The organism is Reinekea sp., from assembly GCF_046710285.1.
Lineage (GTDB): Bacteria > Pseudomonadota > Gammaproteobacteria > Pseudomonadales > Natronospirillaceae > Reinekea.
The window spans coordinates 46,642-73,212 of the sequence record NZ_JBKEGY010000001.1; the positions used below are offsets into that span (position 1 = coordinate 46,642).

Consider the following 26,571-nt stretch of genomic DNA (forward strand, 5'->3'; position numbering starts at 1 on the left):
CAGCTCTCTAGAGTTGACTCGGTGCATTTTGTACTAAACCCATGCCAGCCAAAGCAAATGATTGACTGATTAACGGGTGGCGATCTAGGCTGTTGAGCCCAATTCCTCTGGCTATTTGGGTCGCAACATTGCTAGATTCAAACAATTGAATTAGTTTTTTTGAAAACATTACAGTCTTGGATTGATCAATCTGAATACCATCTGATAGCGCCTGCCATTGAGCAAAGTTGGGTAGGCTTTGGTGTGATTGATACTCGCTATTTAATAAAGCAGCGCAACGCATAATACCGCGAATGGCCAAGTTAAATCCTTGCCCTGCAACAGGGTGTAATGTTACGGCTGCATTGCCTAAGGCAATAAAGCCATGGCTAATAGATATGGGCAGTTGCTTTTCAATGAGGGGATATTCTTGCCATTCACTTATGGCGGTAATGGTCCCTAAACGTTGGCCAAACTGTTGGTTTAACCAAACTAATGTTTCAGCTTTGTCTAACGCAGAGATCGATGGGTAAATTTTCTCGGGTAGAGTCCAAACTAGGGCGCTGAATTCACCAAATGGTAACAAGGCAATTGGGCCAGACTCGGTAAATCGTTCAAAGGCTTTGCCAATGTGCGGCAACTGAGTTTGAACTGTAGCAATTCTGGCTCGAGCTTGGAAATGATGAGTTTTTTCTTGAAGCCCTAGCTGTTTATGGAGCTCTGAGCGCCCGCCGTCACATAACAAAACATACTGGCTGCTTAATTGACTACCGCCGTCTAATGTTAGTTGATGACCATTTTGATTGGCTTCGATATTTGTAACGCGCTGATTAAAACGGTATTCAATGTTGAGTTCACTTGCAGTCTGCCAGAGTAGCTGGCCCAGAGTTTTATTTGCGACCACAGCTCCGTAGCTATCAAAGCCTTGCTCTTGGGCGCTCATGTGGTGATAACCTGCATGACCTCGATCGGACACTTCAATAGCGGTGATTGGGCTGGAATTTTGCTGCAAAGTTGTTAGCCCCAGTGTGTTGAACGTGTTGAGTGTGTAACTCGACAAGGCAGTCGAGCGGTCATCGAAACTAGGTGATTCGAGCGGCCTTTGGGTAGGCTTCGGTGCGGGATCTATTAAGGCAATCTTGCAGTTTAAGTCGAGCATTGGCCGCAAAGCGAGCGCCATTGTTAAGCCCACCATACCTCCACCCACAATTACTAACTCGTACCTTTCCATATTCCAACTTACCATCTAGAACAACCTTGTTAATATTACACTGACTCGTGGTGAAACTCGCGAGTTCAACTATATTGTCAGTATAAACATTTTTAGCTTATAAATCAGGCCCTTGAATTCTACGGAGACAAATATGCAGTTGTACAATAAAGTCAAAGCGTCAGCGTTAGGGTTAGTTCTAATCGCCAGTAGCCAGCTTTCATACGGCTTCCAAGAAGATGCGCTAGTCGTCTGGATAAACAGTGATAAAGGTTACGAAGGTTTAGGGCAAATAGCTGAACAATTTAGTGCTGAAACTGGCATTAAGGTTATTGTTGAAACTCAGAATGATTGGCCTGAAAGCTATGGAGACCCAGCAAACCGTTTTGATAGAGTTGCCGCCACCTCAGAAGGCCCTGATATTATAATTTGGGCGCACGACCGGTTCGGAAACTGGATTAACGAAGGGTTACTAGAACCCGTACAGCCATCTAAAGAACTTTATGACCAAATTGATGATTTTGCATGGAATGCGGTCACCGTTGGCAATTCAATTTATGGTTATCCGATCGCAATGGAAGCTATATCGCTCATCTATAATAAAGATCTCATTCCAAAAGCGCCGACTTCTTGGAATGAAGTCATTGCGCTTGATAAAGAGCTTCGTAAAGAAGGCAAACGCGCCATCATGTGGCCAACTAACAACGTTTACTTTACTTGGCCGCTATTAACCTCTGCAGGGGGCTATTCGTTTAAAAAAATAGAGCGAGTCTACCAACTGAATGAAGTTGGTGTCGATAACCGTGGCGCTGTGAAAGGTTTGAATTTATTGCAGCGATTGAAAAAAGAAGGCGTCATCGAAGATGGCGATGGCGTGGATTGGGGCGCAATGATGGATGGCTTTAAGAACGGCGATATTGCAATGAATATTAATGGCCCTTGGGTATGGAATGAGTTAAAAACGGCGAACCTAAACTTTGGCTTAGCTAAGTTTCCAAGAGTTGACAAAGATTCGGGCTTAGGTCGACCATTTGTTGGTTTCTTGTCTGCAGCGATCAATAGTTCTTCGCCCAACACCGAAATGGCTAAAAAGTTACTTGAAGAGTATGTCGTGGTCTATGATGGCGTGAAAGCCATAGATACCGATCGCCCAATTGGTGCTGCCGCCAATAAGCAACTGATGGCAGAGCTAGAGTCTGATGCATTTATTGCCCATACCTACGTTATGGCAGCGACTGGCGAAACGATGCCCGATATTCCAGAAATGAAACGCTTTTGGAGCTCAATGGAGTTCGCTTTAGCTGATATTGTTAATAACAATGCGTCTGTACAAAGCACCATAGATTCGGTTGGCGCTCGGCTACGCAAGTTAGATACGATGAAAATGTGGTCTCGTAAGCACTATTTGACCAGCACTTCTTCGACGTCTGGTAGTAATTGAGGCAAAAAAATCAAAGCTCAGTTCTACTGTACTGCTGTTCCCTAGTTTAGAAGCGGCCCATTGCTTGGAATTCGGGTGTTTGAAACATGGATGTTTCAATCAAGCCCCCATGGACGGGTTTATGGCGACCGAAATTTCAAGCAATGGGCCGCTGAACCCTGCGTAAACTGTGAGATTATAGTCGGGCTGCAGTGAGCTCTACTGGACTTTTTAATCTTCTAGATATTGAATACGTGCTTTCTTCGCTAGAGTGTTTAGCACGAGTAAGTATGAATCATCTATCCAGCCTTTGATTAATTGCTCATCTAAATCTTGTTCAAGATTTACCGTATTCCAATGTTTTTTATTCATGTGATACCCCGCAGTTACTGCGTTAAAACTATCGCGAATAATTAACGCTTCTTGCGGGTCGCACTTTAAATTTAGGCTAAGCCCATCTTTGCGTTGAGTAAGTAGTGCAAACATTTTGCCCGATACTTTAAATACCAAAGCATCCGGCCCAAAGGGCGTATCTTCAATGGCGCCTTTTTTGCTCAAACATACACTTTGCCAAAATTTTATTGATTGTTGAGTCATGGTCAAATCAAACCCCCACCTAAATCGAATCTCTACAATACCTTAAGACAGGTAGGATGACCTATACAAACGCGCTGCACAGATATTTTAACCCTTAATAAAAACTAACAATGGGATGCAATATGAAACGTTTACAGTTGTACGCTGGCTATTCCAGTTTTATCGCCCTTTGTTTGCTGCTTGTAGGTTGTCAAACGCAAGTCGTGAACAGCAGTGATACCGAGCAACGGTCGCAGCAAACGATAGCGACACAATCAACGTCAGACACAATAGACAATATTTATCAGGCTAAGCCGAATGAAGCCGTAATTTATTACAAACGTAACGACAATAACTACGATGGCTGGGGTTTGCATCTATGGGATGGTGATAGCAATACCACCAATGCGAATGAGCTGGCTGCTGGAACCAGCTGGGGGGCGGCACACCCCGCTAGTGGCGTACATCCTGATCTAGGTGCTTATTTTATCGTACCGATGAACAGAGATGATTGGATAGACTTTATGTTCATTGTTCACAAAGGAGACGAAAAAGATCTTGGTGGCATTGATCACTTATTTAACCGGGCCAAGGTTAATTCACAAATATTATATACCTTTCAAGGCGTTTCTAAGCTCTACAATCAACCCCATAGGGTACCACCAATTTCAATCGATGGCGCTTCTGCCCATTGGTTAGATGCCAGCACTATAGCGTTCAATCCAGGTGCAGTACCAACCGTTAAGCTGTTTTACAGTCAAAATGCAGATATCCGCACTAATGCAGAAAACAAATCTATCGAAGGTGGTACGGAGGTTGTTCTTAAACGAGGGCAATTATCAGAAGAACTTAAAACACGCTTCCCTCATTTAGCCGACTTTAAAGCGTGGAGCTTACCATCAGGTTTCGATGCAAAAGCAGCTTTAAAAGGGCAGTTGGTTGTGGCGACATTTAATCCTGATGGTAGTTTAGAGGCCGCAACGTTGGTCCAAAAGTCAGCGGTGTTAGATGCAGTTTTTGCCAGTGCAGCTGCAGAGGTTAATTTAGGCGCAATTGTTGATCAAGGGTCTACACGGTTTAGTGTATGGGCTCCGACGGCTCAAAACATAACTCTTAAGCTCTATAAAAAACCATCGAGTAAAGCTAAAGCGTTAGCAATGAGCTTTGATCAAGACAGCGGGGTATGGATATACGACAGCAAAAAAAACCTCAGCGGATATTTTTATCGATATGATATTCGTGTTTATCACCCAGAATCTAACCAAATAGAGCAATATGAAGTTACCGACCCATATAGTCTCAGCTTAAGTACCAATAGCAAATTTTCTCAAGTGGTAGACCTAGATGCGGAAAACCTTAAGCCCGCCCGCTGGGGTCAAGGACAATATGTGGTCGCTCAGCCAGAAGACATCGTCATTTATGAATCACACCTTCGAGATTTAACCTTAAGTGATCAACTTGGAACGGCGACTTTAAACGGCAAATACGGCGCATTGGCAGAAACCGATCGAGCCAGTGTTCAGCATTTGATGGCCTTGCAACAAGCGGGTTTAACTCATCTGCATTTATTGCCGTCTTTTGATATTGCCACGACCAATGAGTTTGCAGGCGAGCAAGTTAATATAGATGATAAAGTATCTCGTTTATGTCAATTGAGTGGCGATTTTAGGCAAAGCGAGTTCGGGCAATATTGTGAAACTGACTTATCGATACGCGATGTCCTAACAGGTTTTCCTGGCGACAGCGATCAACAACAAAATTTGATGAGTTTTGTACGACCGCTTGATAATTTCAATTGGGGCTATGACCCTTTTCATTACACCGTTCCTGAGGGCAGCTACGCCGTTAATGCCAATGGCACTGATAGAATTTTAGAGTATCGAGACATGGTGCAAAGTATTCATGATATGGGGTTAAACTTTGTCATGGATGTTGTATACAACCATACCAACGAAGCTGGTTTGGCGTCTAAGTCGGTGCTCGATAAGGTCGTCCCGGGTTACTATCATCGTTTAAACATAGAGTCAGGTGCTGTAGAAAACTCGACCTGTTGTAAAAATACCGCTAGTGAAAATCGCATGATGGAGAAACTAATGATTGATTCATTGGTGGTCTGGGCACGAGATTATCATGTTGATGCTTTCCGGTTTGACCTTATGGGTCACCATATGAAATCAAACCTAGAAAAAGCATTCGAAAAAGTCAAAGCGGTACGCCCAAATATTTATTTTTATGGTGAAGGTTGGAACTTTGGCGAAGTGGTCGACGGAGCCCGTGGCGAAAATGCGATTCAATGGAACATGGCGGGCACCGGTATAGGTACTTTCAGTGATCGTTTACGTGATGCTGTTCGAGGCGGCGGTCCGTTTGATGAGGGTGACTCGTTACGCTTTAATCAAGGCTTTGGTAATGGGCTTTACTATTTACCAAACGAAATGCGTCAGGGTGATGATAGCGATAAACAAGATCTACTCCATAAAAGTGATCAAATTCGAGTTGGTTTGGCCGGTAACTTAAGACATTTTGTCCTTATAAATAAAGATGGCTTCCCCGTATTCGGTCAAGATATCGACTATAACGGCATGCCAGCTGGGTATACCTTAGACCCGCAAGAAAATATAAGTTATGTCTCTAAACACGACAACCAAACGCTGTGGGACAATAACCAATACCGCATCGCCAGTGATATCACAACGGCTGAACGAGTTCGAATGCAAAACCTAGGCTTGGCTACCAATATGTTCGCGCAAGGGGTACCATTTTTTCACATGGGCTCTGACATTCTCAGGTCGAAATCGATGGAGCGAGACAGCTATGACAGTGGTGATTGGTTCAACGCAGTCGACTTTAGTTTGGCTGACAGTACTTGGGCAAAAGGCTTACCTAGAAAAGATAAAGACGGCAATAATTGGCACTTAGTTGAACAAGCCTTTGCTAACCCGAACAGCTACAGCGAAAAATCTGATCGTGAAATGTCAGCAGCGGTTTTCCTGGAGTATTTGGCTATTCGAAAAAGCAGTCCATTGTTTAGATTGACAAGCGCAGAAGACATTATTCAGCGGGTAGATTTTCATAATACAGGTAATAACCAAGTGCCAGGTGTTATTGCAATGTCTATTGACGATGGTATTGATGGTAAAAATTTAGATCCAAAGCTGGATGCGATAGTGGTTGTAATTAACGCCTCAAATGTGGCTCAAACGATTCAGATTCCTGGCGCCAGAAAACTACAGTTACACCCTATGTTACAGAATTCCATCGACGATGTGGTCAGGCGCTCAACCTTTGAAGGGGGCGAAGTTCGAGTGCCGGGTTTAACGGTCGCCGTATTTGTTCAACCTCAACAAGACTCACGCACGCTAGGCTTGCCTGTTAAGCCGAAAGATCTAACGCAAATGCCAAGCTTAGGCAAAGAATCTATCTATTTGCTGGGTACATTGACCAGCTGGGAAAAGCTTTTAACCGAGAACCAGTTTCAGTTTATTGGCAATAACCAATATGCCATTGAACTATCGTTAGATAAGGGTTTTTATAAGGTTAAAACGGGTAATAATTCTGGTTTGAATTACTCTAAGCTAGGCGCACTTTTGGAACCAAGTACAACCACTTTGCTGGTTAAACAGGATAGTGTAATGAACCTTAGTATAAGTGAAGAGGGTGTTTATCGGTTTGTTCTTAACTTTAGCAATAAAGAAAGCCCGTCTCTTGATATTACTAAAGTAGAATAACAACCAAAGTTGGAGAGCCTTCCGTCTATTCCTTAAAAGGGGTAGGCGGTTTTTTTCGACTATCGCATAGAGATCAATTATGAGACAGTTGATGTTATTTCAATAAGATAACCTTATGACCAAAATATATACCCATCCCAATTTATACCAAGTCGTTAATATTCAGAACTTATTGCAGCTTAAGCATATTCAAACCAGTATCCGTAATGAATATGCCTCAGGTGGTTCGGGCGAATTAGCTCCGCAGGATGTTTGGCCTGAGCTTTGGCTCAGTGATGAGCGAGATGAAACCTTGGCGAAGTCCGTCATTGAACAAATTGAATTAAAAGCAACGCAAGAGTGGTTTTGCAATCAATGCGGTGAAAAAAATGCAGGTTCATTTGACTATTGTTGGCAGTGTGAAGCAGAGCAGAAATAATTATTATAGCGCTAAGTTTAGCGCCTGAGCATTCGAATCCAGCGACCAAAATTTAGAGCACCAATCATTGCTTGGCTAACGTAGGTTAGCGCGCAAGCAAGAAGAATTTTGCGAACGGTGCCGAAATCTTTCTGATCAACATAATCGCCTTGTTGCAAAATAGGCAAAGCTCGTCCAAAAGATGCATCAAACTCAACCGGCAAAGTCACTAGATGGATGATGGCTGAAAAAAACATTGAACCGACCACGAAAACAAGCACTGCTCGGGCAAAAATAGCTAAGCCAGGAATCATCGATAGGAAAGGAATTAACAACAAGGCAATGCTTGCTGCATTTTGGACATAGTAGGCTTGTTTAGCCATTGCTGTGCGCGTAAGTAACGGCTTATAGGATTTATGGTGTTGAAGTGCGTGACCAAACTCATGTGCGGAGGTCGCAATGGCGGTTAAACTTTTGCCATTATAAACGGAAGGCGTTAGGCGAATTGTGCGGCTGGTTGGGTCATAATGGTCACCTTTTTCGGTGGTTTCTAAGGTTACATCAGTTAACTCAAAACGCTTCATTAAATGCGTTGCCAATTCAGCACCGGTACCCGGTAGGTCATTGCGTTCATTATTGTTTTTTTTCAGTACGCGCTTCACCCATAAGTTCGGTCCAATCAGTAAGGCAAGCAACGCAACAATGGCAATGACCAAAATCATTTTACTTACTCAGCCGCGCTTGAATTCGAGCTAAAATTCCTGCGCTGTCTAAGCCAACGTGTGCAAGCATGACTTCTGGTTTTGCATGGTTGGTAAATTCATCGGGTAAGCCCAGCTGTAACATGTTAACGGGTAAGCCAGATTCCATTAGCGATTCTGCAACAGCCGAACCAGCACCACCCATGATGGCATTTTCTTCAACGGTTACGATTAAATCATGTTCTTGCGCTGCTTTAATAATGGCTGCTTGATCAATGGGCTTGATAAAACGCATATTAATTAAGGTAGCATCTAAGGTATCCGCCACTGATCTACAAGGTTCTACGCGGCTCCCAAAGGCTAAAATGGCTACTTTTTTGCCTTTGCGCAGTAGTTCAGATTTGCCAATGGCTAGGCATTCAAGCGATTGATCAACATCGACACCAGGGCCTTTGCCGCGAGGATAGCGAACAGCAGCAGGACCAACATAATTGAAACCAGTGGATAGCATTTGTCGACACTCTTGCTCGTCTTTTGGCGCCATCACGATTAAGTTAGGGATGCAGCGTAAAAAACTAAAATCATAACTACCGGAATGCGTAGGGCCATCTTCTCCGACAAAGCCAGCACGATCGATGGCAAATAAAACATCTAGATTTTGGATGGCGACATCGTGAATAAGTTGATCATAACCGCGCTGCAAAAATGTTGAATAAATTGCAACGACAGGCTTAATGCCATCGCATGCGAGTCCAGCGGCAAGTGTTACCGCATGTTGCTCTGCAATAGCGACATCAAAATACCGTTGTGGGTATTGTTGCGAAAATTTGATGAGATCAGAGCCTTCGCGCATCGCCGGCGTAATACCGGCGAGTTGTTTATTTTGCTCGGCCATATCGCATAGCCATTGACCAAAAACATTTGAATAGTTTGGCTTTACCGCAGGCTTAGGAGTGGAACTCTCGGCAACTTGTGGCTCAATTTTAGTAATAGCATGGTACTTAATCGGCTCATTTTCAGCTGGCAAAAACCCTTTGCCTTTTTGGCTGGCAACATGCAAAAACTGCGGTCCACTAAAGGTTTTAATGTTCTTTAAGGTTTGTACTAATTCGATAACATCGTGACCATCGACAGGGCCAATATAGTTGAATCCGAGTTCTTCAAATAGGGTGCCCGGTGCAACCATGCCCTTCATGTGTTCTTCGGCTTTGCGCGCAAATTCAAGCATGGGAGGAACATTTTTTAAGACTTTTTTGCTGTTTTCACGTAAATGGGAATAGGTTCTTGAAGAAAATACCCTTGAAAAAGCCTTGTTGAGTGCGCCTACATTCTCTGAAATTGACATGTCGTTGTCATTTAATACTACCAATAGATTCGCGCCGTCATGGCCAGCATGATTCAATGCTTCAAAAGCTAAGCCGGCGGTAATGGCCCCGTCACCAATGACCGCAACGGTTTGTTGTGGATTACCTTGTAGGCGTCCAGCAATAGCCATACCTAACGCAGCTGAGATAGAGGTACTTGAATGGCCTACACCAAAGGTGTCAAATTCACTTTCTGTACGCTGGGGAAAGGCATGTAAACCGTGTTCTTGACGAATAGTGGGTAACTTGTCTCGACGACCGGTAATGATTTTATGTGGATAAGCTTGATGACCAACATCCCAGACTAACTTTTGATCTGGAGTGTCATAAACGTAGTGCAAGGCAACGGTTAATTCAACAACACCTAAGCCCGCACCGAAATGTCCGCCAGACTGGCCTACGCTGTAAAGTAAGTATTCACGTAACTCATCTGCAAATTGAGGCAATTGCGACAAACTGAGCTTTTTAAGGTCGGCGGGGGAGTCAACACGATCTAGTAGTGGCGTACTTGGACGCGATTTTGGAATATGGTCAAAAACCTTCATTTAATACCCTGATAATACGGAACCACCTCTCTAATGGCAGAGAGGGTAAGAAGTGGCCTAGTGTACAGAATATTGGTTTAAAAAGGCAGCAACCAAGGACACAGAATTGAGTCTTCAACCGTCAACTTAAGTTCTTTTTGGCGACTTTATGCTGATGGCTCATCAACAAAAAGCAACAAATCGCCGATAGAGTCACCATTAAGATGAACGTAACGTTGAAACTGCTGATTTCAGTAATCCAACCCATAACGAAAGCACCCACGGCGGGACCGGCTATTGCAATGGTAAGCCACAAGCTCATTACCCGACCACGGGTACTTTCATCGGTTTGGATTTGCAGAATAATTTGGCTGCCAGTGCCGAAAAGCGTCATTAAAAGGCTGATAAAACCAATGCTAATCGCAATAATTAAGAGCGAATGAGTTATTAGTAAGATCACTATAAAGACTATTGAGAGTATCAAGGATGCAAGCAGGATGTTTTTTAGTCGGCCAATTTCGTTGCGTTGCCGAGACATAAATATCCCGCCAACAATCGAACCAACACCTGCACAAGCAATGAGAGTGGCCAAATCTGCGGCTGTCCCCTGAGTGATAGAGCCTGAGAATGCGGGCAAGAGCTCCATGAGCGTTCGCCCAGTGAAGCTATTCAAAAGAGTCAGCAGTATTAAAATACGTACAAACGGGGAGTGCCAACTGACCTTAACGCCAACCACGAATTCAGAATACCAAGGCATGGCATTGGGTTTGTCAGTGGGCTGCCTGAAGTTTGGTAAATTTAGGTTAATTAGCGCTGCCACCGAAAAGGCGATCGTACAAAGCCATAACAAGCTTAATTCGGAGAAAGAGGCTAAGAACCAGGCAGACAGAGCGGGGGCGATTACGCGTGATGTGTTGAATAAGATCGCCCCGTAACCGACAGCGCTAGAAAGTCGATTCTTTCCGACCAGCTTGGGTAAAATAGTGAGTCGCAGTGGCGAGCCCGCGGAGGCAACAATACCAAAGGTTACGATGAGGGCCATTAATAATGGCAAAGATAGTGGGTTAAAGGCCAATATTATTGCGGTTACCCCAGTGATCAAACCTTGACCAAACTGCCAGCTAATAATGCCATGCTTTAGGTTGATTCGATCAGAAACCACACCAAAAATAGGGGTGACTATAAGTGAAGGCAGTAGTAATCCAGCGCTTGCCACGCCAACCCAAAAAGGAGACTCAGTGTACTGCCAGACCATCCAGCCATAGAGAAAGCGCGCCATCCAAATAGCCATGGTGCCAAAGACGGCAGCAACCATATAAACCCTAAATTCGGGTACTTCTAAAGCAGAGGTGTGACTCACTAATATTCTCGGTTTAAAATATATTCGGCCAGCTGCCATAGCAGGCTGGATTCATTTAGGCCCATATTGGTTAATGATTCGATGGCAAGGCTAAACTGTTGCTGAGCATGATGTTCTGCGCCAGTTAGCCCTAACAGAGAAACATAGGTGGTTTTATTGCCATCTAAATCACTGCCTTGGGGTTTGCCGAGAACTTCAGTCGAACTGGTAACGTCGAGTATATCATCGGTGATTTGAAACGCTAAACCAATGGCGTCACCATAATTTTCAAGCTGTTCGAGGGTTTCTTGGCTTACATTTTTTTGGCAGAGGGCGCCAAGTGTCAGAGCGGCCTTAATAAGTGCGCCCGTCTTTAAGCGGTGGATAGTTTCTAGCTGCTCTAAGGTGCCATTTTGCTTTTCGGCTAATATATCGAGCATTTGTCCGCCGACCATACCTTGATGGCCAGCGCCAGCGCTAATTGATATGAGCATGCGCCGTACTTGAGCATCGTTAAAGTTCACTGCATTTGCTAAAAGCTGAAATGCTTCTGCTTGCAATGCATCACCGGCCAAAATAGCGGTCGCTTCGTCAAAGGCCTTGTGGTTGGTTGGCTTACCACGACGTAGGTCGTCATCGTCCATCGCAGGCAAATCATCATGAATAAGGCTGTAAACATGGATCACTTCGATAGCGGTGGCCGGCACTAGCCAGTCATCATTGTCGTGCTCGCACGCCAATGCCGCCGCACGCACTAAGGCAGGGCGTAAACGTTTTCCGCCATTGAGCAAAGAGTAATGTATCGCGCTGGCTAAATGTTGAGAAGGTGATGGTTGAAACGTGCTCAGTAAATGTGTTTCAAAGCGAGTACGAGTATCTGACAGAAAATCAGCAAGTTTCATTAGGCGCCTTGTTCATTAAATGCTTGTAATGTCTCAAGACCGTTGTTATCGACTAATACCTGAACTTTTTGCTGCGCATCGGCTAATGTTTTTTGACATTGGTTGGTTAATTTTACGCCAGCTTCGAAAGCTGTCATGGCGTCGTCTAAACTTAATTCACCTGATTCAAGCTGTTCAACAATGTTTTCAAGGGCTGATAAATCATCTTCGAATGTATATTTTGAAGCTTTAGACATGGAAATACCTCTAGCGTCGGCATTTTAAAAGTGGTTCTTGACAAATTTAAGGTTAATTTTCAGAAAGCTCGGCCGATAGAGCCTTTGAAGACGACAGTTTAACTGATTAGGTCTATTAGTGAAATGTAGTAAATTTTTTCTTTATTGATTTGTAAGCTCACAGCGGTTGGTTTTTGCTGCTAAGCTTTAGCTAATTATTTTTTAATGATCGTGACTAAGGTTTGCTTAGCCGATCTAGAACACAGCGAGGTAATTCGTGGATATAGCTATGATTGTTGGGCTCATCGGGGCCATTGCCATGATTGTCATGTCCATGCTTTTAGGTGGCAGCATAGGCATATTTATCAACATTCCGTCGGTACTCATTGTATTTGGTGGGTCGACATTCGTGGCTATGTCGAAATTTACCTTAGAGCAGTTTTTGGGTGTTGGCAAAATAGTAGGTAAAGCTTTCTCTTTTTCCATTGTTAAGCCAGAAGACTTAATTGGTGAAATTGTTGAACTAGCGGATGCAGCTCGTAAAGGTGGTTTGCTGTCATTAGAGGGTAAAGAAACCAGCAGTGACTTTTTATCAAAAGGTATTCAGCTGTTGGTTGATGGTCATGATCCAGAGGTAGTGAAAACCTTATTAAATAAAGATATGAAAATGACCACAGATCGCCACGGAGATGGCGCTAAATTTTTCAGTGCCGTTGCCGATGTTGGCCCTGCCATGGGTATGATTGGTACCTTGATCGGATTAGTTGCGATGTTGGCTAATATGGATGATCCAAAAACTATTGGTCCAGCAATGGCCGTGGCGCTATTAACAACCCTTTACGGTTCATTCTTAGCCACTGTTATCTGTATTCCAATAGCAGATAAGCTCGGTGTGCGCTCAAAGCAAGAAGAGACGATTCAAAAAATGGCCATTGATGGTCTATTGGCAATTCAGGCAGGGCAAAACCCACGCATTATTGAATCAATGCTAAAAAGCTACCTTCCATCTAATTTACGCGGCGAGTAAGGGTACAGTATGGATGAAGAAGACGACTGCCCCGAATGCATTGAGGGTCTCCCCGCATGGATGGGTACATTTTCTGACTTAATGGCACTGTTAATGTGCTTTTTTGTGCTATTGCTGTCCTTTTCAGAAATGGATGCCTTAAAATTCAAGCGTTTAGCAGGTTCATTACGCAATGCATTTGGTGTTCAAGCAGAAATTAATGTCATGGATATTCCCAAGGGCACCAGTATTATCGCTAAAGAGTTTAGTCCTGGCACGCCAAACCCCACGCCGTTAAACTCTGTCCGCCAAGATACAGTAGATGACTTACGGGATTCTTTAGAAATTCTTTGCCAAGATACCGTGACCATGCAAGAAACCGCCCAAGGTGAAGAAGGTAAGTTGACGCGTGAAATAGTTGTCCCAGACAGCGCCACTTCAGAAGAGATTCAAGAAAGTGCTGAGCGACTTGCCCAAGCTTTGGCTGAAGAAATTGCCGAGGGCTTGCTGCAAATCGAAACCATTAATGAAACCATCATTATAAGGGTTAAGGAGCAAAGCTTTAGTGGCGGCTCGGACTATGTTGCGGACGACTTCCTGCCTGTTCTAGATAAAATACGCGAGTTATTAGTCGCAACGCCAGGTGAGCTTTTTGTTGAAGGGCATACCGATGATATTCCAATTGCGTCGGCTCGGTTTAGAAGTAATTGGCTGTTGAGTGCCGCTCGTGCGCTGGCGGTGGCTGAATATTTATTTGTTGCACCAGAAATGGATGAGAACAGATTCACCATAGTTGGTCACGGTTCAACCAAACCTATTGCTTCAAATGATACGCCGGAAGGGCGTTCACAAAACCGCCGAGTTGAAATTTTGATTAAGCAGATTAATCAAGATTACGAAGGCGAGCCAGCACCTGCGCCAGAAAACGTTGATCCGGGTGACCCTAGTCTGTTTGGCTTGGATTCAAATGAGATTTTTTAAACTGATACAGTTTGAAGCAGGCGGTATCAGTTAAGCTTGAAACTTGCTCTAACGCGCTGCGCTTATCTTGAGGTAAGCGGTGCGCGTGGGGCGTCATGCCCAATAAATCAAAGATTGCTTGGTTGTTGTTGAGTTGTAGTTCTACTGTAATTCGTTCTTCATTGGTTAATTCAAAGCCCTGATCGAAATAACTAAGATGCTTAGATGTATCGTAGGGCCTCACTGTGTCATAAATTAACTTGCGCAAGTTAAGTAAGTGATCACTGTCAGGTACGGCCAATAAAACAGAACCACTAGGTTTGAGTACTCGGTAAAACGGTAAAGCATCAACACGAGAAAATACGCTCACAATGGCATCAAAACTTTCATTCAGATAAGGCGGGTGTGAACTCGAAGCAACACACCAATTGACTTGTTTATAGCGACTTGCTGATTGTATTGCGGGTTTAGAAATATCAAGGCCATAGAGTTCAAACCCAGGGTTTATTTGTGCAATTGTATTGGTGTAATAACCCTCGCCACAACCTGCATCCCATAGACTAGCGTTGCTCGGTAGCCATTGCCTAGCTCGTAGGGCAATTTTTTCTGCTAATGCCTGATAATAACCTTGCTCTAAAAATCGGCGTCGGCTGGCAACCATTTGTGCATCATCACCTGGTGCCTTACTGTTTTTTTGATGAGCTAATAATAGGTTGATATAACCTTTTTTATGGACATCAAAGGTGTGTCCCTTATCGCATTTAACGCTAAGGTTGTAAGGCAACAAGGGTGATTGGCAAACGGGGCACTGATAAAGTAAAGCAGGTTCTAATGTTTTAGGCATGGTTTGGCGGCATTGCAATTTTCTGCATGATGCCGTTATGTGGAGGGTGGGTCAATTTTCTCGGCGGTTAATTTCACCAATAGCTGCAGCAACTACTTCGGGGCTTGTGTATTGCAATGAGTTGGGTAGTCGTTGATAGCCATATAACTCTTCTATTGTTTTATCGAGTAACATTAAATACTTGTCATCGACAGTGTTTACGGGTCGATTACGTTTAGCGCTCAATACCGCTGCTTTAGCGTGTTTAATTACCATAAATGCTGTGTTGCCTTGCTCTTTTAGAACTAACGCTAGTCGACGCTTCTCCCAATCGGATAAACCATCAATGAACATTTAGGAAGCCTTTTACGAGTTAAATGAGGATCAATGTAAATCTCGTTACAGACACTACCGTTTTGCGATGCATTTCACACCTTTTGTTGCTGAACATCGGGTCTTTTTGAGTGGTACGTCTAAAGTATTAGAAAAAGATCGTCAATATACTGACTAAAGAGTAAATTTTTAGCCATTAGTAATGACATATTTATTTTGTGCGTCTGGTCACAAAATTGGGGCTTTATTTTGAGAAGTTCTAGTTTTGTTTGTTTTTTTCTTCGATCCAGCGGCTCATGTATTTCATTGAGCCGAGCTGATTTTGCCATAACAAGGACTGCCAAAAATCTTTGGCGCGATGCGCATCTAATTGCTCAATCGCCTGAATAATAACTTCGACAAATTTAGGAGCATGGTCAGAGCTAAGAAAGTTGCTTCGAACTCTGCGATAGCCGTCTTCTTGTAAGGTTAACCACTGCATTTCATCTTGATAATAACTGGCAACTAACCGAGCAAACTCATCGGGGTGATTGGTTAATTTATAAACTGGAGGTTCTGCCCCATGCATCGCTTCTGCACCTACGGGAGTGGTTAGAGTCGGGGTGCCCGTGAGCCAGCCTTCCAGAATTTTTCCTTTTTGTCCTGCGCCAAACCGCAGTGGGGCCAAATTTAATCGATACCGTTCAACGGTCGACATTGAATCATCAACTCGGCCTTTTATATAAAAGTTATTTTTCGGTGCATTTAGCTGGTTCATTGCATGATCTGCATAAGCGCCATAGACATGCATTTGTGTTCCCTTGGGTAATAAAGGTTGCATTGCGGGCCACAACGCTTCACGTAACCAGCGAGTCGCGTCCCGATTAGGTTCATGTTTAAACCCGCCTACCATGACTAAATTCTGGCGATCTGCAAACCCTACTAGGCTTGGCTGCGGCGCCTGGTCGACTAAAAATGGCAGGTATAAGCATTTATGTTGGGGGATTTGGAATTTATTGATGAGTAAGTCTATCTCGACTTTAGAGATCATTAGGGTGAAATCACAGCGCGTTATAGCCGATATTTCACGAATAGCGATATCGTTAAAGAGATTGAGTGTTTGGTCTTTTTTAAATGCGTGTTCGCGGGCGATTCGTAAGCAGTGTAGGTCACTGGTATCAATCAGTGTTGCTGTTTTAGGGCTTTGTTCTTTAACGCGCCAGCCGAACTGTTCTTCCATCACAAAGCGGTCATAAATGACCAATGTGGGGTTAAATGCACTTATCCAGTCGTCAAATGCATTGTCGTTAACCTTTATCGAGTGAGTGGCGTAGGATAATGCTGAAAAATCTGCCTGAAAAGGCGTGGGTTCTGCGGTACTGGCAATATGTACTTCGAATCCGGCTTTTTTAAATAGGTTTAATAAGTCTAAGGTTCGCCTGCCAGCCGCAGTTGAGTTCGGCTCGGGCCAGTTTTTAGCAATCAGCAGTACGACTTTAGTAGGCATATTATTTTATATCTTTAGATGAAATTGAATTTAGTGCGCTTTTAATGAATTAATGACGCTGAACTTAGTGTAATTGACTAGCGTGCTAAATACTTGTTTTGAAAGAAAAATCATGTATTTTGACGGCATAAAATATTTGTTAAACCGTGTGAATTATCGTGGGTTTCAATGCGTTTTTTATGCTTTAGCCATGGTACCGGATGATGTTGACGGGCGGATATTGTTCACTATAATGAAGTTGCTAGAACGTAAGTCTTATTACCGCATTTCGAAACACGGCGTACAGTTCCTTTTTCGTCCTGTTGTATATAAGTAAATGTACTATTCTGGCTCGACCGCCCAATTGGCTTAAGGCTTAGTCCACCAAAAAGGCGTTTTATACTTTTATATAATAGGAAAACAGCATGTCTGATTCAGTAACTGGCACTGTAAAGTGGTTTAACGAAACTAAAGGTTTTGGCTTCATCGAACAAGAAAGTGGTCCTGATGTGTTCGCACATTTCAGTGCTATCTCTGGTTCTGGTTTCAAAACTTTGGCCGAAGGTCAAAAAGTTAAGTTCACCATCACTCAAGGTCAGAAAGGCCCTCAAGCTGAGAACATCGAAGCAATCTAATTGCCCGTTGTGAACTGAACGTATCGAAGCAGATCTTTTGATCTGCTTTTTTTTGGTAAAAAAAAATAGAACGTTGCCCTTTGGGCATCGGCAGGTTGCGGGGTTCGCTAAGGCACCAAATTAGCCTTGATTGGTCGCTCAAGTGCATCCATGCACCGCTAAACTTCGCCATCCATGGCTCAGATTCCCAATCAAGACCAATCTGGCACCTTAGCTATTTAAGGCACCGAACATGTCCTTATGTTTTAGTTGCAGCTTGCAGCTTTCTTTAAAATTTGCAGCTTTTTTAAAACACCATCCCGCCAATTCCAACTTTACTGCGAATCTCATCTAAGAATGGCCGCGCTACGTTACGTGCTTTTTCAGCGCCAACTTTTAACGCGCGATCGAGTTCAGCAGGGTCGGCCATTAAGCGGTTGTATTCATCACGCTTATCTTTGAGTTCTTCATTTAAAAACTCAAATAAGAACTTCTTCATTTCACCCCATGCAATGCCATCGGCGTACATTTTTCGGACGTCGGCTTGTTGTGCTTCGTTTGAAAATGCACTGTAAATTGAGAACAGGGTGCAACCTTCTGGGTCCTTGGGTTCGCCTGGCTCTAAGCTATTGGTCTTAATTTTATTAATCAGCTTTTTGAACTTTTTCTCAGTTTCGAAAAGCTGGATTGTGTTGTTATAGCTCTTTGACATCTTTCGGCCGTCTAAGCCTGGGATAATCATGGCGCTTTCATCTACAACGGCTTCTGGTAGGGAGAAAGTATCGCCATAAATAAAGTTAAAACGTTGAGCTATATCGCGTGCCATTTCAATATGCTGCGTTTGATCTTTGCCCACAGGGATTTTCTGGCCGTTAAACATTAGAATATCGGCAGTCATTAAAATTGGATAGCTAAACAAGCCCATCTCTATGCCTTTATCGGCATCGCCATCACCATTTTCCAGGTTATCTTGAACGGCGGCTTTGTATGCATGTGCGCGGTTCATTAAGCCTTTGGCGGCGATGGTTGTAAGTATCCAGCTTAGTTCGGTGATTTCTGGAATTGCGCTCTGACGATAAAAAGTCACTCGATCTACATCTAGGCCGGTGGCAAGCCATGTTGCAGCGACGGAGCGTGCGGATTCACGTACGCGTTCTGGTTCATGGCATTTTATTAAGGCGTGATAATCTGCCAAAAACAAAAATGATTCTGCATTTTCAGCTTGGCTCGCTTCAATCGCTGGGCGAATGGCGCCAGCGTAATTACCAAGGTGTGGAATGCCTGTAGTGGTGATACCGGTTAGAACGCGTGTCTTACTCATAAGTCTCTTAGTTCATCTAGTCATTAACAAAATAAGTGTAACATAATTCATTTTGAAGGCGAGGCTGTCTTGGTGGGCTTTCGTGCAGGCAATAAAAAAGGGCGAATAATTCGCCCTCTTCTTTGTTTAAAAACCAGCTAGGTTTATTGTTTCTGGTCCTCAAGCGTTTCGTCTTCGTCGCCTTCAATGTCTTTTAACCAGGTAGGGACTTCATCGGTATCAATCGCTTCTTTTTCCTGAGGAATCATATCTTCCTTGGTTAGCTTCATTAGCATTAAGATATTGGCTGAAACATATATAGAAGAGTAGGTACCAATGCCAACACCCACCATGAGCGCAACAGCAAATCCACGAATCAACTCGCCACCGAATAGAGCCAGTGCCAATAACACTAACAGTGTTGTTAACGAGGTTATTAAGGTTCGCCCTAAGGTTTGAGACAGTGAAATATTAATAAGGTATTCCGTATCATCTCGACGAATTACGCGAAAGTTCTCACGAATACGGTCTGCTACAACGATGGTGTCATTCAATGAGTAACCGATCACCGCTAATACGGCAGCGAGTACGGTTAAATCGAAGGCCATTTGTGTGATAGAGAAAAATCCAATCACAATAATGACATCGTGAATCAAGGCTGTGACGGCACCAACCGCAAACTTAAATTGAAAGCGAAAGGCGATGTAAATCATCACCAAGCCTAGGGCGACGATCATGCCTATGCCACCATTGTTCGCTAATTCTTCACCAACTTGAGGGCCAACAAACTCATTTCGGCGCAATTGCACATTGGCTTGGTCTTGCTGAACCAGCGCTAATACTTGCTCGCCTAACTGCGGGTTGTTGTCTTCTTGCATGTTGATTAAGACATCGGTGTTGTTGCCGAAGAACTTCACGTTTACATCGCGATACCCTTGAGCATTCAATGTGTTTCTTATCTGGTCTAAATTTGCAGCCTCTTCAAAGCCGAGTTCAATTTGAACGCCGCCGGTGAAGTCTAAGCCAAAATTTAGGCCATTAATGGCAAGTGAGCCAATGGAAACGATTAGTAAGACCACCGAAAAAACAAGGGCATATGTTCGCTTGCCCATGAAATTTAAAACTTTTACATCTGTCATCTTGAGGCTCCTTAAATAGACAGCTTTTTAACTACGCGACCGCCATAAACCAAATTGGCTAGCGCGCGAGTTAATAAGATGGCAGTAAACATGGATGTTAAAATACCGACCGATAATGTAATCGCAAACCCCTTCACAGAGCCGGTACCAATTGCGTAGAGTATAATTGCAACAATTAAGGTGGTTAGGTTGGCATCCAAAATTGTCGAGAAGGCATTGCCATAACCAGAGTCAATGGCTGTTTGTGGAGGTTTTCCGGCGGCTAGTTCTTCTTTGATTCGAGAGAAAATAAGTACGTTAGCATCGACTGCCATACCTACCGTTAATACGATACCAGCAATGCCCGGTAAGGTCAGTGTTGCGCCCAATATAGACATAACGGCCATCATGAGGAATAGGTTAGCCGTAAGTGCTGCAGCTGCGAATATGCCAAATACTTTGTAGAAGCCCAGCATAAACAAAATAACTAAACCAAAACCAATAACAACAGAGAGCAACCCAGTGCGGATATTTTCTGCACCTAAGCTTGGCCCAACGGTACGTTCTTCAACAAAAGTCATGGGTGCAGCAAGAGCACCGGCTCTTAACAATAGAGCCAATTCAGCGGCTTCTTCTGTGCTATCTAACCCTGTCACTTGGAACTGTGATGAGAAGATACCTTGGATGGTCGCTAGCGAAATAATTTCTTTTGTTTCGTAGTTTCGATATTGAGGAACTTGAGAGCCGTTGACGGTTTCATAGCCTAATAGCTCTGCTTTTTGTTCAATGAACAAAACGCCCATCAATTTACCAACGTTGTTTTTCGTGTTCTGGCCCATGCGAGCACCACCCACGCTGTCTAACGTGACAGAAACAGAAGGAGAACCGTTTTGATCGTAGGTCACGCTGGCGTTCACAACGTTCTCACCGGTAACAATAATGTCGCGGCTTAACATTGCGGTTCGGTTACTGTCTTTAAACTGATAAATTTCGCCATCACCGTCTTGAGATTCCATGCGGTATTCAAGATTGGCTGATTTACCTAAAATGTTCTTAGCGCGAGCGGTATCCTGCTCACCTGGTAGCTCTACCACAATGCGGTTACGACCTTGACGTTGAACTAATGGCTCACTAACACCAATTTCATTTACACGGTTACTTAAAGTCGTTTGGTTTTGCTTAATCGCGTAATCTTCCATGGCGGTAACCGCGGCATCAGTCAAGGTGAGGTTGATTGCCGGTAAATCACGTGCTGTCGCATTGGAGCGAGTAAATTCACTAAGGTTACGGTTGAGCCAAGTATTCGCCGCGTCTTGATGACCTTCATCGGCAAGAATGACTTGGATGGTGCGGTCACCGGTGACATCAATAGCGCGGTAACGAATTGATTCGGTGCGTAAGTTACGCTTAATGTCCGCTTCAAAGTTAGCAAGGCGAGAGGCAAGGTACTTGTCCATGTCTACTTCCATTAAGAAGTGAACACCACCAGAAAGGTCTAAACCGAGTGCCATTGGCTTGCCACCAAAAGCAGTTAGCCAGCTTGGTGTGGTAGGCGCTAGGTTAAGCGCGATAACGTAGTCGTTGCCTAAACCCTTTTGTAGGGCTGCTTTGGCCAATAATTGGTCTTCATTGCTAGTTAATCGAAGCAATATAGATTGAGATTGTATTTCGCCGCCAAAATGTTCAATGTTCGCTTCATCTAAAACAGATTCAGCTTTATTTAAAGTGACGTCAGTTACAACTAAGCCAGCGCTGGCACCACGAATTTGGATAGCAGGGTCATTTGGGTATAAATTGGGTAGGCTGTAGTAAATACCTAAAACCAGCACTAAGCCGATTAATACGTATTTCCACAAAGGGTATTTATTGAGCATGGTGTTTCCTTGCTTTCAAGATGGCTACGTTTGTGCAGGTTTTTATTTTACCAACGACAGAGTCAGTAAAATAAAAACCCGACTCTAGTCAGGTTTCTACTAACGCATCGTTTACGTATCGCAGCCGATTAACGAATTAAATAGCTTTTAGGGTGCCTTTAGGCAAGGTTGCAGAAATAGCACCTTTTTGGAAAGATAAGACAACGTTAGGCGATACTTCAACCTGGACATAATCATCGGTAACCTTGGTTACTTTACCCGCGATACCGGCTGTTGTAACAACTTCATCGCCTTTACCAATAGCACTTAACAATTGCTTATGCTCTTTAGCGCGCTTTGACTGTGGACGCCAAACCATGAACCAGAAAATAACGAAGAAAATACCCAGCATAATAGGAAGCTGCCAAGGGCTTGGTTGTGCAGGTACGGTTTGAGCAAGCGCTGCTACCGGGGCTAAAGCCAATAAGGCCGCAAAGATTTTTTTCATGGTTATACTCCAATATCTAGTTTTAGTTATTAATTTGATCAATCGTTATTCTTTATGGTGCCAAAGCCGGCGTTTCCAAGCCGCGAAGAGCATAAAAGCCATTCACGTATTCATCAAGCCGATTTTCTTCAATAGCCAAGCGTAAATCTGCCATAAGGCGCTGATAGTAACGCAGGTTATGTATAGTGTTTAATTGAGCGCCAAGCATTTCACCACATTTATCTAGGTGATATAAATAGGCTTTACTGAAGTTTTTACATGTATAGCAATCACATTCAGGGTCTAATGAGGTGGTGTCGTGTCGGTGTTTAGCGTTGCGAATCTTAACAACACCATCAGTTACAAAGAGATGGCCGTTGCGGGCATTTCGGGTTGGCATGACGCAATCGAACATATCGACACCGCGACGCACGCCTTCAACTAAGTCTTCTGGCTTACCTACACCCATTAAGTAGCGTGGCTTATCTTCGGGCATTTTCGCGGGTAAGTAATCTAGAACCTTGATCATTTCATCTTTAGGTTCGCCAACGCTTAAGCCGCCAATGGCGTAGCCATCAAAATCTATTTCGTCTAGCCCTTTAAGGCTCTCTTCGCGTAAGTCTTCGTACATGCCACCTTGAATAATGCCGAAAAGCGCTGAAGGGCTGTCGCCGTGCGCTTCTTTAGAGCGTTTGGCCCAACGAAGGCTCATTTGCATCGACTTTTTAGCTTCTTGGTGAGTAGCAGGGTATGGCGTGCATTCATCAAATATCATCACGACATCAGAGCCGAGGGCGCGTTGAACTTCCATGCTGCTTTCGGGTGTCATGTGTACTTTAGAGCCGTTGACGGGCGATTGAAACGTGACGCCATCTTCAGTAATTTTGCGCAGTTTGCCCAATGAAAATACTTGGAAGCCGCCTGAATCGGTTAGAATTGGCTTGTCCCATTGAGCAAAATCATGCAAATCACCATGCTCACTGATCACTTGTGTGCCAGGGCGCAGCATTAGGTGAAAAGTATTACCGAGGATAATCTCAGCGCCGGTTTCTTTAATGTCTTTCGGGGTCATGCCCTTAACCGTTCCATAAGTGCCTACCGGCATAAAGGCAGGGGTTTGTACTTCGCCACGAGGAAAAGTTAAGGTGCCGCGGCGGGCCTTGCCATCGGTATTATGTAGTGCAAATTTCATAAAGCAGCTGCGGCTCATGGGTTATCCTCTTGTGCGGCTAGAGTGGTGTTTTTGGTCACAAACATAGCATCGCCATAACTAAAGAAACGATATTTATTGGCAATGGCGCTTTGGTAAGCTGCCATAACGTGTTCAGTGCCGGCAAAGGCACTCACCAGCATAATCAAAGTCGATTTAGGCAGGTGAAAGTTAGTTAACATGGCATCAACCGTTTTGTATTGATAGCCAGGGTAAATAAAAATACGGGTATCACCCGTAAAGGTGGCTATTTGTCCGCTTTGAGAGGCGCTTTCTAATGAGCGAACACTGGTAGTACCGACAGCAATGACTCGACCGCCCGCGGCTTTGGTTTGCTTAATTTGCTTAACCACGGCTTCAGGCACGTCTATCCATTCAGCATGCATAGTATGGTCTTCAAGCTTGTCCGCCTTCACAGGTTGAAAAGTGCCTGCGCCTACATGCAAGGTCACAAAGGCCGTGTTTACGCCCTTTTCTTTAAGTTTCGCAAGAATAGCATCATCAAAATGCAGCCCAGCTGTGGGTGCGGCAACCGCGCCTTTTTGCGCGGCATAAACGGTTTGGTAACGCTCGCGATCGGAGTCATTGTCTTCGCGCTCTAAATAAGGTGGCAGCGGCATGTGGCCGTGGGTTTCGAGTAAATCTACTAGTGGTTGGTCGTTTAAGCAGCGTAGACAAAATAGATTTTCATCTCGCCCGGTTACTTCTAGCTCAATACCACCCTCCATTTGCAGCAAAGTACCGGCTTTCGGGCTTTTATTGCAGCGAACATGGGCAACAGCTTCATGATCAGAAATCATGCGTTCAACTAAGACTTCAACTTTACCCCCGGATACTTTTTGCCCAAACAGACGTGCAGGAATAACACGAGTATTGTTGAACACCAGTAAATCGCCAGGATTTACCAGAGATTCAATATCGGGAAAGTTCAAATGTTGGCACTGCCCAGACAATCCATCAAGATGCAGCAAGCGGCTTCCCGTGCGGTTTGGCGTAGGGTGCCGAGCAATTTGGGCATCGGGTAATTGGAAATCAAAATCGGTGACTTGCATGAAATTCTAAGACGGCTCAATAAAAGGGCGCCTATTCTAACTGAAATGTGCCAAAGGCTCCATGCGCAGAGGATATATTTGCGTCATGGCCATGAAGAACACTCGTGGTTATAAAAAGGCACTGGCATTCATGTAACTTTCTGTAGTAGATTGCTTGATAAGTTATCACCTTGTATTAGTAAGTTGTTGAATTCATACGAAAGAACGCTCAATAATCTTAGCTAAATTGAAAAACGTAATTAAGAAATTTCGTTGACGTTTCAGGTATCAAGTTAAAAGGTTTAATTGTAGTGCGGCGAAGTGAAGCTCTTTATCAGCCCAGTTATCGTGACATCGTCGATGAGCTCGCGCAGCCTGTTGCTGTATTCGATGAAAACTTCCAGCTGTTATACGCTAATTTACAGTTTTCTGAGCATGTTTCGTTGTCTTTGGTTAGCTTGCCTTCCTTACTACCTAAAACAGAGTTGTTTGATGCGCGTCTCATTTGTCGCGCAATAGCTGAAGAAGGTCACTGGCAAACCATCATTCAGTCCACTACTTATGGTTCACAATCACTGCAGTTAACCCTCACTTCGTTAAATAGCGAGAATAAACAGCGCTTTGTTGGCATATTTGAATTTAACGTACTTGTGAGTACGCCAGCTATAAAGTTTATCCACCAAAATGATCCACTAACCTCGTTACCTAATCGCTATTCTTTTTTGGAGCGCCTTAGGCAACGGATAGCCTCTGTTGATAAAGACCCTGATTTCGCGATCTTGTATTTTGACCTTGATCATTTTAAAGATATCAACGAGCTGTATGGTCATGAAACCGGTGACAAGCTACTAAATGCCTGCGCAGAAAAAATTCGCCAGATGCTGCGTAAGAGCGATGTGTTGGCTAGACTGTCTGGAGATGAATTTGCAGCCGTGGTCGAATACGGCGAAGATCACGAAATGCAGTACCTGTGCCATCGCTTAATGCGCTCATTTGAACGGCCCGTTTCGGTAGAGCGACAAACCTTCCAGGTCTCAATTTCAATAGGCATCGCATTTTACCCTGAACAAGGCATGACAGAGCAGCAACTGCTAATCAATGCCGAAAAGGCTATGTTTGCTGCCAAAAAAAGTGGCCGAGCACAATTTCAACTCTTTGATCGTAAGCAATCACTCAAAACTGAGAATCAGCAGCGCATAGTAGAATCATTGCGCAATTCTCTACAATATGAACCTGAGCAATTCAGTGCCGCTTATCAGCCGCTGTACAATTTACAAACAGGCGCATTTAGCGGTGTTGAAGTGCTCTCTCGCTGGAACTCGCCTGAGCTAGGCACGGTGCCACCCGATGAGTTCATAGCGCTAGCCGAGGCGCGTGGCCTAATAAACCTGCACTCCGCTCGTATGTTTGCCCTTATTGAACGAGATGTCTTGTCATGGTGCTCTTGGGAGAAGGGTTTTAAGCCTATTCTGGCGGTTAACGTATCGGTGCAGCAAATAGACGACGAAGCCTTTAAAGCACTTATACTTACGCTAAATAACAAGGTCAAAGCTGCAAATTGGCAGTTAGAGCTCGAAGTGATTGAATCCCAACTCATGACATTAAGTGACACCGTCATCGAGCAGTTCACACAGTGGCGCGAACTGGGCATACGTATAGCCATAGATGATTTCGGAACCGGATATTCTTGCTTAGCCTACTTACACTCACTGCCTATTGATAAACTAAAAATTGATCGCCAATTTTTGCAAACGCAAACCCAATCCCGTAAAGAAGACCAGATAATTTATGCAATTTTATCCATGGCCAATGCCTTAGGCATTGAGGTGTTAGCCGAAGGCATCGAAACCCCAGAGCAGTTCGAAAGACTACGCCAGCTGGGCTGCCAAACAGGCCAAGGTTACGGCCTAGCCAGACCCCAGCCATGGCACCAACGGCTCATGGCACCGCTTAAAGACCTGTAGATTATTTCCCTAAGTGCTTGACACAAAAGAAAAATTCCATAGAATACCGCCC

Annotated in this window: 23 protein-coding genes; 7 read left to right on the forward strand and 16 right to left on the reverse strand. The window is 44.0% G+C overall.

Annotation, left to right across the window (positions count from 1 at the left end):
• Window positions 1-7 precede the first annotated feature (7 nt).
• Complete coding sequence (locus ACI882_RS00240) at window positions 8-1,225, reverse strand: FAD-dependent monooxygenase (protein WP_411745597.1); 1,218 nt, start codon at window positions 1,223-1,225, stop codon at window positions 8-10.
• Between the two features lie 118 nt (window positions 1,226-1,343).
• Between ACI882_RS00240 and malE the strand changes: the two genes are divergently transcribed.
• Complete coding sequence (malE, locus tag ACI882_RS00245) at window positions 1,344-2,630, forward strand: maltose/maltodextrin ABC transporter substrate-binding protein MalE (RefSeq protein WP_411745598.1); 1,287 nt, start codon at window positions 1,344-1,346, stop codon at window positions 2,628-2,630.
• 210 nt (window positions 2,631-2,840) lie between these two features.
• Here malE and ACI882_RS00250 read toward each other — a convergent pair whose 3' ends face one another.
• Entirely contained in the window at window positions 2,841-3,167 is a 327-nt protein-coding gene (locus ACI882_RS00250; RefSeq protein ID WP_411745599.1) for an MmcQ/YjbR family DNA-binding protein, read from the reverse strand.
• A gap of 161 nt (window positions 3,168-3,328) precedes the next feature.
• Between ACI882_RS00250 and pulA the strand changes: the two genes are divergently transcribed.
• Window positions 3,329-6,913: a pullulanase-type alpha-1,6-glucosidase gene (pulA, locus tag ACI882_RS00255; RefSeq protein WP_411746427.1), complete on the forward strand. Its 3,585-nt coding sequence runs from the start codon at window positions 3,329-3,331 to the stop codon at window positions 6,911-6,913.
• 115 nt (window positions 6,914-7,028) lie between these two features.
• Window positions 7,029-7,331 carry a putative signal transducing protein gene (locus ACI882_RS00260; protein ID WP_411745541.1) on the forward strand — a complete coding sequence of 101 codons (303 nt, stop codon included), beginning with the start codon at window positions 7,029-7,031 and terminating at the stop codon, window positions 7,329-7,331.
• A 17-nt stretch (window positions 7,332-7,348) separates the two neighbouring features.
• On the opposite strand, the gene ACI882_RS00265 is transcribed toward ACI882_RS00260, so the two are convergent.
• The 5 genes from ACI882_RS00265 to ACI882_RS00285 all read right to left on the reverse strand — a co-directional run bounded on the left by ACI882_RS00265 (window position 7,349) and on the right by ACI882_RS00285 (window position 12,376).
• Entirely contained in the window at window positions 7,349-8,032 is a 684-nt protein-coding gene (locus ACI882_RS00265; protein ID WP_411745542.1) for a zinc metallopeptidase, read from the reverse strand.
• 1 nt (window position 8,033) lies between these two features.
• Complete coding sequence (gene dxs / locus ACI882_RS00270) at window positions 8,034-9,920, reverse strand: 1-deoxy-D-xylulose-5-phosphate synthase (protein ID WP_411745543.1); 1,887 nt, start codon at window positions 9,918-9,920, stop codon at window positions 8,034-8,036.
• 121 nt (window positions 9,921-10,041) lie between these two features.
• Window positions 10,042-11,259, reverse strand: a complete 1,218-nt coding sequence (locus tag ACI882_RS00275) for an MFS transporter (protein ID WP_411745544.1) — start codon at window positions 11,257-11,259, stop codon at window positions 10,042-10,044.
• Window positions 11,259-12,140 (reverse strand): polyprenyl synthetase family protein, encoded by an 882-nt coding sequence (locus ACI882_RS00280; protein WP_411745545.1) that lies wholly within the window; start codon window positions 12,138-12,140, stop codon window positions 11,259-11,261. The genes ACI882_RS00275 and ACI882_RS00280 overlap by 1 nt, the downstream gene beginning before the upstream one ends.
• The gene (locus ACI882_RS00285) at window positions 12,140-12,376 is read right to left on the reverse strand and encodes an exodeoxyribonuclease VII small subunit (RefSeq protein WP_411745546.1); all 237 of its coding nucleotides are present in this window, start codon (window positions 12,374-12,376) and stop codon (window positions 12,140-12,142) included. Before ACI882_RS00285 ends, ACI882_RS00280 begins: the two co-directional genes overlap by 1 nt.
• A gap of 256 nt (window positions 12,377-12,632) precedes the next feature.
• Between ACI882_RS00285 and pomA the strand changes: the two genes are divergently transcribed.
• Both pomA and ACI882_RS00295 read left to right on the forward strand, forming a co-directional pair.
• On the forward strand, window positions 12,633-13,382 hold the full coding sequence (pomA, locus tag ACI882_RS00290) for a flagellar motor protein PomA (protein ID WP_411746426.1): 750 nt from the start codon (window positions 12,633-12,635) through the stop codon (window positions 13,380-13,382).
• A 9-nt stretch (window positions 13,383-13,391) separates the two neighbouring features.
• Window positions 13,392-14,342 (forward strand): MotB family protein, encoded by a 951-nt coding sequence (locus ACI882_RS00295; RefSeq protein ID WP_411745235.1) that lies wholly within the window; start codon window positions 13,392-13,394, stop codon window positions 14,340-14,342.
• Here ACI882_RS00295 and ACI882_RS00300 read toward each other — a convergent pair.
• From ACI882_RS00300 to ACI882_RS00310, 3 genes are all read right to left on the reverse strand, one after another.
• Window positions 14,305-15,165 carry a putative RNA methyltransferase gene (locus ACI882_RS00300; RefSeq protein ID WP_411745236.1) on the reverse strand — a complete coding sequence of 287 codons (861 nt, stop codon included), beginning with the start codon at window positions 15,163-15,165 and terminating at the stop codon, window positions 14,305-14,307. The two genes, ACI882_RS00295 and ACI882_RS00300, sit on opposite strands and share 38 nt — an antisense overlap.
• 51 nt (window positions 15,166-15,216) lie before the next feature.
• Window positions 15,217-15,498, reverse strand: a complete 282-nt coding sequence (locus tag ACI882_RS00305) for a hypothetical protein (protein WP_411745237.1) — start codon at window positions 15,496-15,498, stop codon at window positions 15,217-15,219.
• Window positions 15,499-15,736: 238 nt separating this feature from the next.
• Window positions 15,737-16,963, reverse strand: coding sequence for a glycosyltransferase (locus ACI882_RS00310; protein ID WP_411745238.1), 1,227 nt, complete (start codon window positions 16,961-16,963; stop codon window positions 15,737-15,739).
• Between the two features lie 404 nt (window positions 16,964-17,367).
• Here ACI882_RS00310 and ACI882_RS00315 point away from each other — a divergent pair, with 404 nt between their 5' ends.
• A complete protein-coding gene (locus tag ACI882_RS00315) occupies window positions 17,368-17,577 on the forward strand; it encodes a cold-shock protein (protein ID WP_411745239.1) in 210 nt (69 codons plus the stop codon).
• Window positions 17,578-17,863: 286 nt separating this feature from the next.
• On the opposite strand, the gene trpS is transcribed toward ACI882_RS00315, so the two are convergent.
• The 6 genes from trpS to queA all read right to left on the reverse strand — a co-directional run bounded on the left by trpS (window position 17,864) and on the right by queA (window position 24,576).
• The gene (gene trpS / locus ACI882_RS00320) at window positions 17,864-18,877 is read right to left on the reverse strand and encodes a tryptophan--tRNA ligase (protein WP_411745240.1); all 1,014 of its coding nucleotides are present in this window, start codon (window positions 18,875-18,877) and stop codon (window positions 17,864-17,866) included.
• A 143-nt stretch (window positions 18,878-19,020) separates the two neighbouring features.
• Window positions 19,021-19,995, reverse strand: a complete 975-nt coding sequence (gene secF / locus ACI882_RS00325; RefSeq protein WP_411745241.1) for a protein translocase subunit SecF — start codon at window positions 19,993-19,995, stop codon at window positions 19,021-19,023.
• An 11-nt stretch (window positions 19,996-20,006) separates the two neighbouring features.
• On the reverse strand, window positions 20,007-21,848 hold the full coding sequence (gene secD / locus ACI882_RS00330) for a protein translocase subunit SecD (protein WP_411745242.1): 1,842 nt from the start codon (window positions 21,846-21,848) through the stop codon (window positions 20,007-20,009).
• A gap of 136 nt (window positions 21,849-21,984) precedes the next feature.
• On the reverse strand, window positions 21,985-22,335 hold the full coding sequence (gene yajC, locus ACI882_RS00335; protein WP_411745243.1) for a preprotein translocase subunit YajC: 351 nt from the start codon (window positions 22,333-22,335) through the stop codon (window positions 21,985-21,987).
• 52 nt (window positions 22,336-22,387) lie between these two features.
• Window positions 22,388-23,506, reverse strand: coding sequence for a tRNA guanosine(34) transglycosylase Tgt (gene tgt, locus ACI882_RS00340; protein WP_411746425.1), 1,119 nt, complete (start codon window positions 23,504-23,506; stop codon window positions 22,388-22,390).
• A gap of 14 nt (window positions 23,507-23,520) precedes the next feature.
• Window positions 23,521-24,576: a tRNA preQ1(34) S-adenosylmethionine ribosyltransferase-isomerase QueA gene (queA, locus tag ACI882_RS00345; protein WP_411743593.1), complete on the reverse strand. Its 1,056-nt coding sequence runs from the start codon at window positions 24,574-24,576 to the stop codon at window positions 23,521-23,523.
• A 290-nt stretch (window positions 24,577-24,866) separates the two neighbouring features.
• Between queA and ACI882_RS00350 the strand changes: the two genes are divergently transcribed.
• Complete coding sequence (locus ACI882_RS00350; protein ID WP_411743594.1) at window positions 24,867-26,519, forward strand: putative bifunctional diguanylate cyclase/phosphodiesterase; 1,653 nt, start codon at window positions 24,867-24,869, stop codon at window positions 26,517-26,519.
• Window positions 26,520-26,571 lie beyond the last annotated feature (52 nt).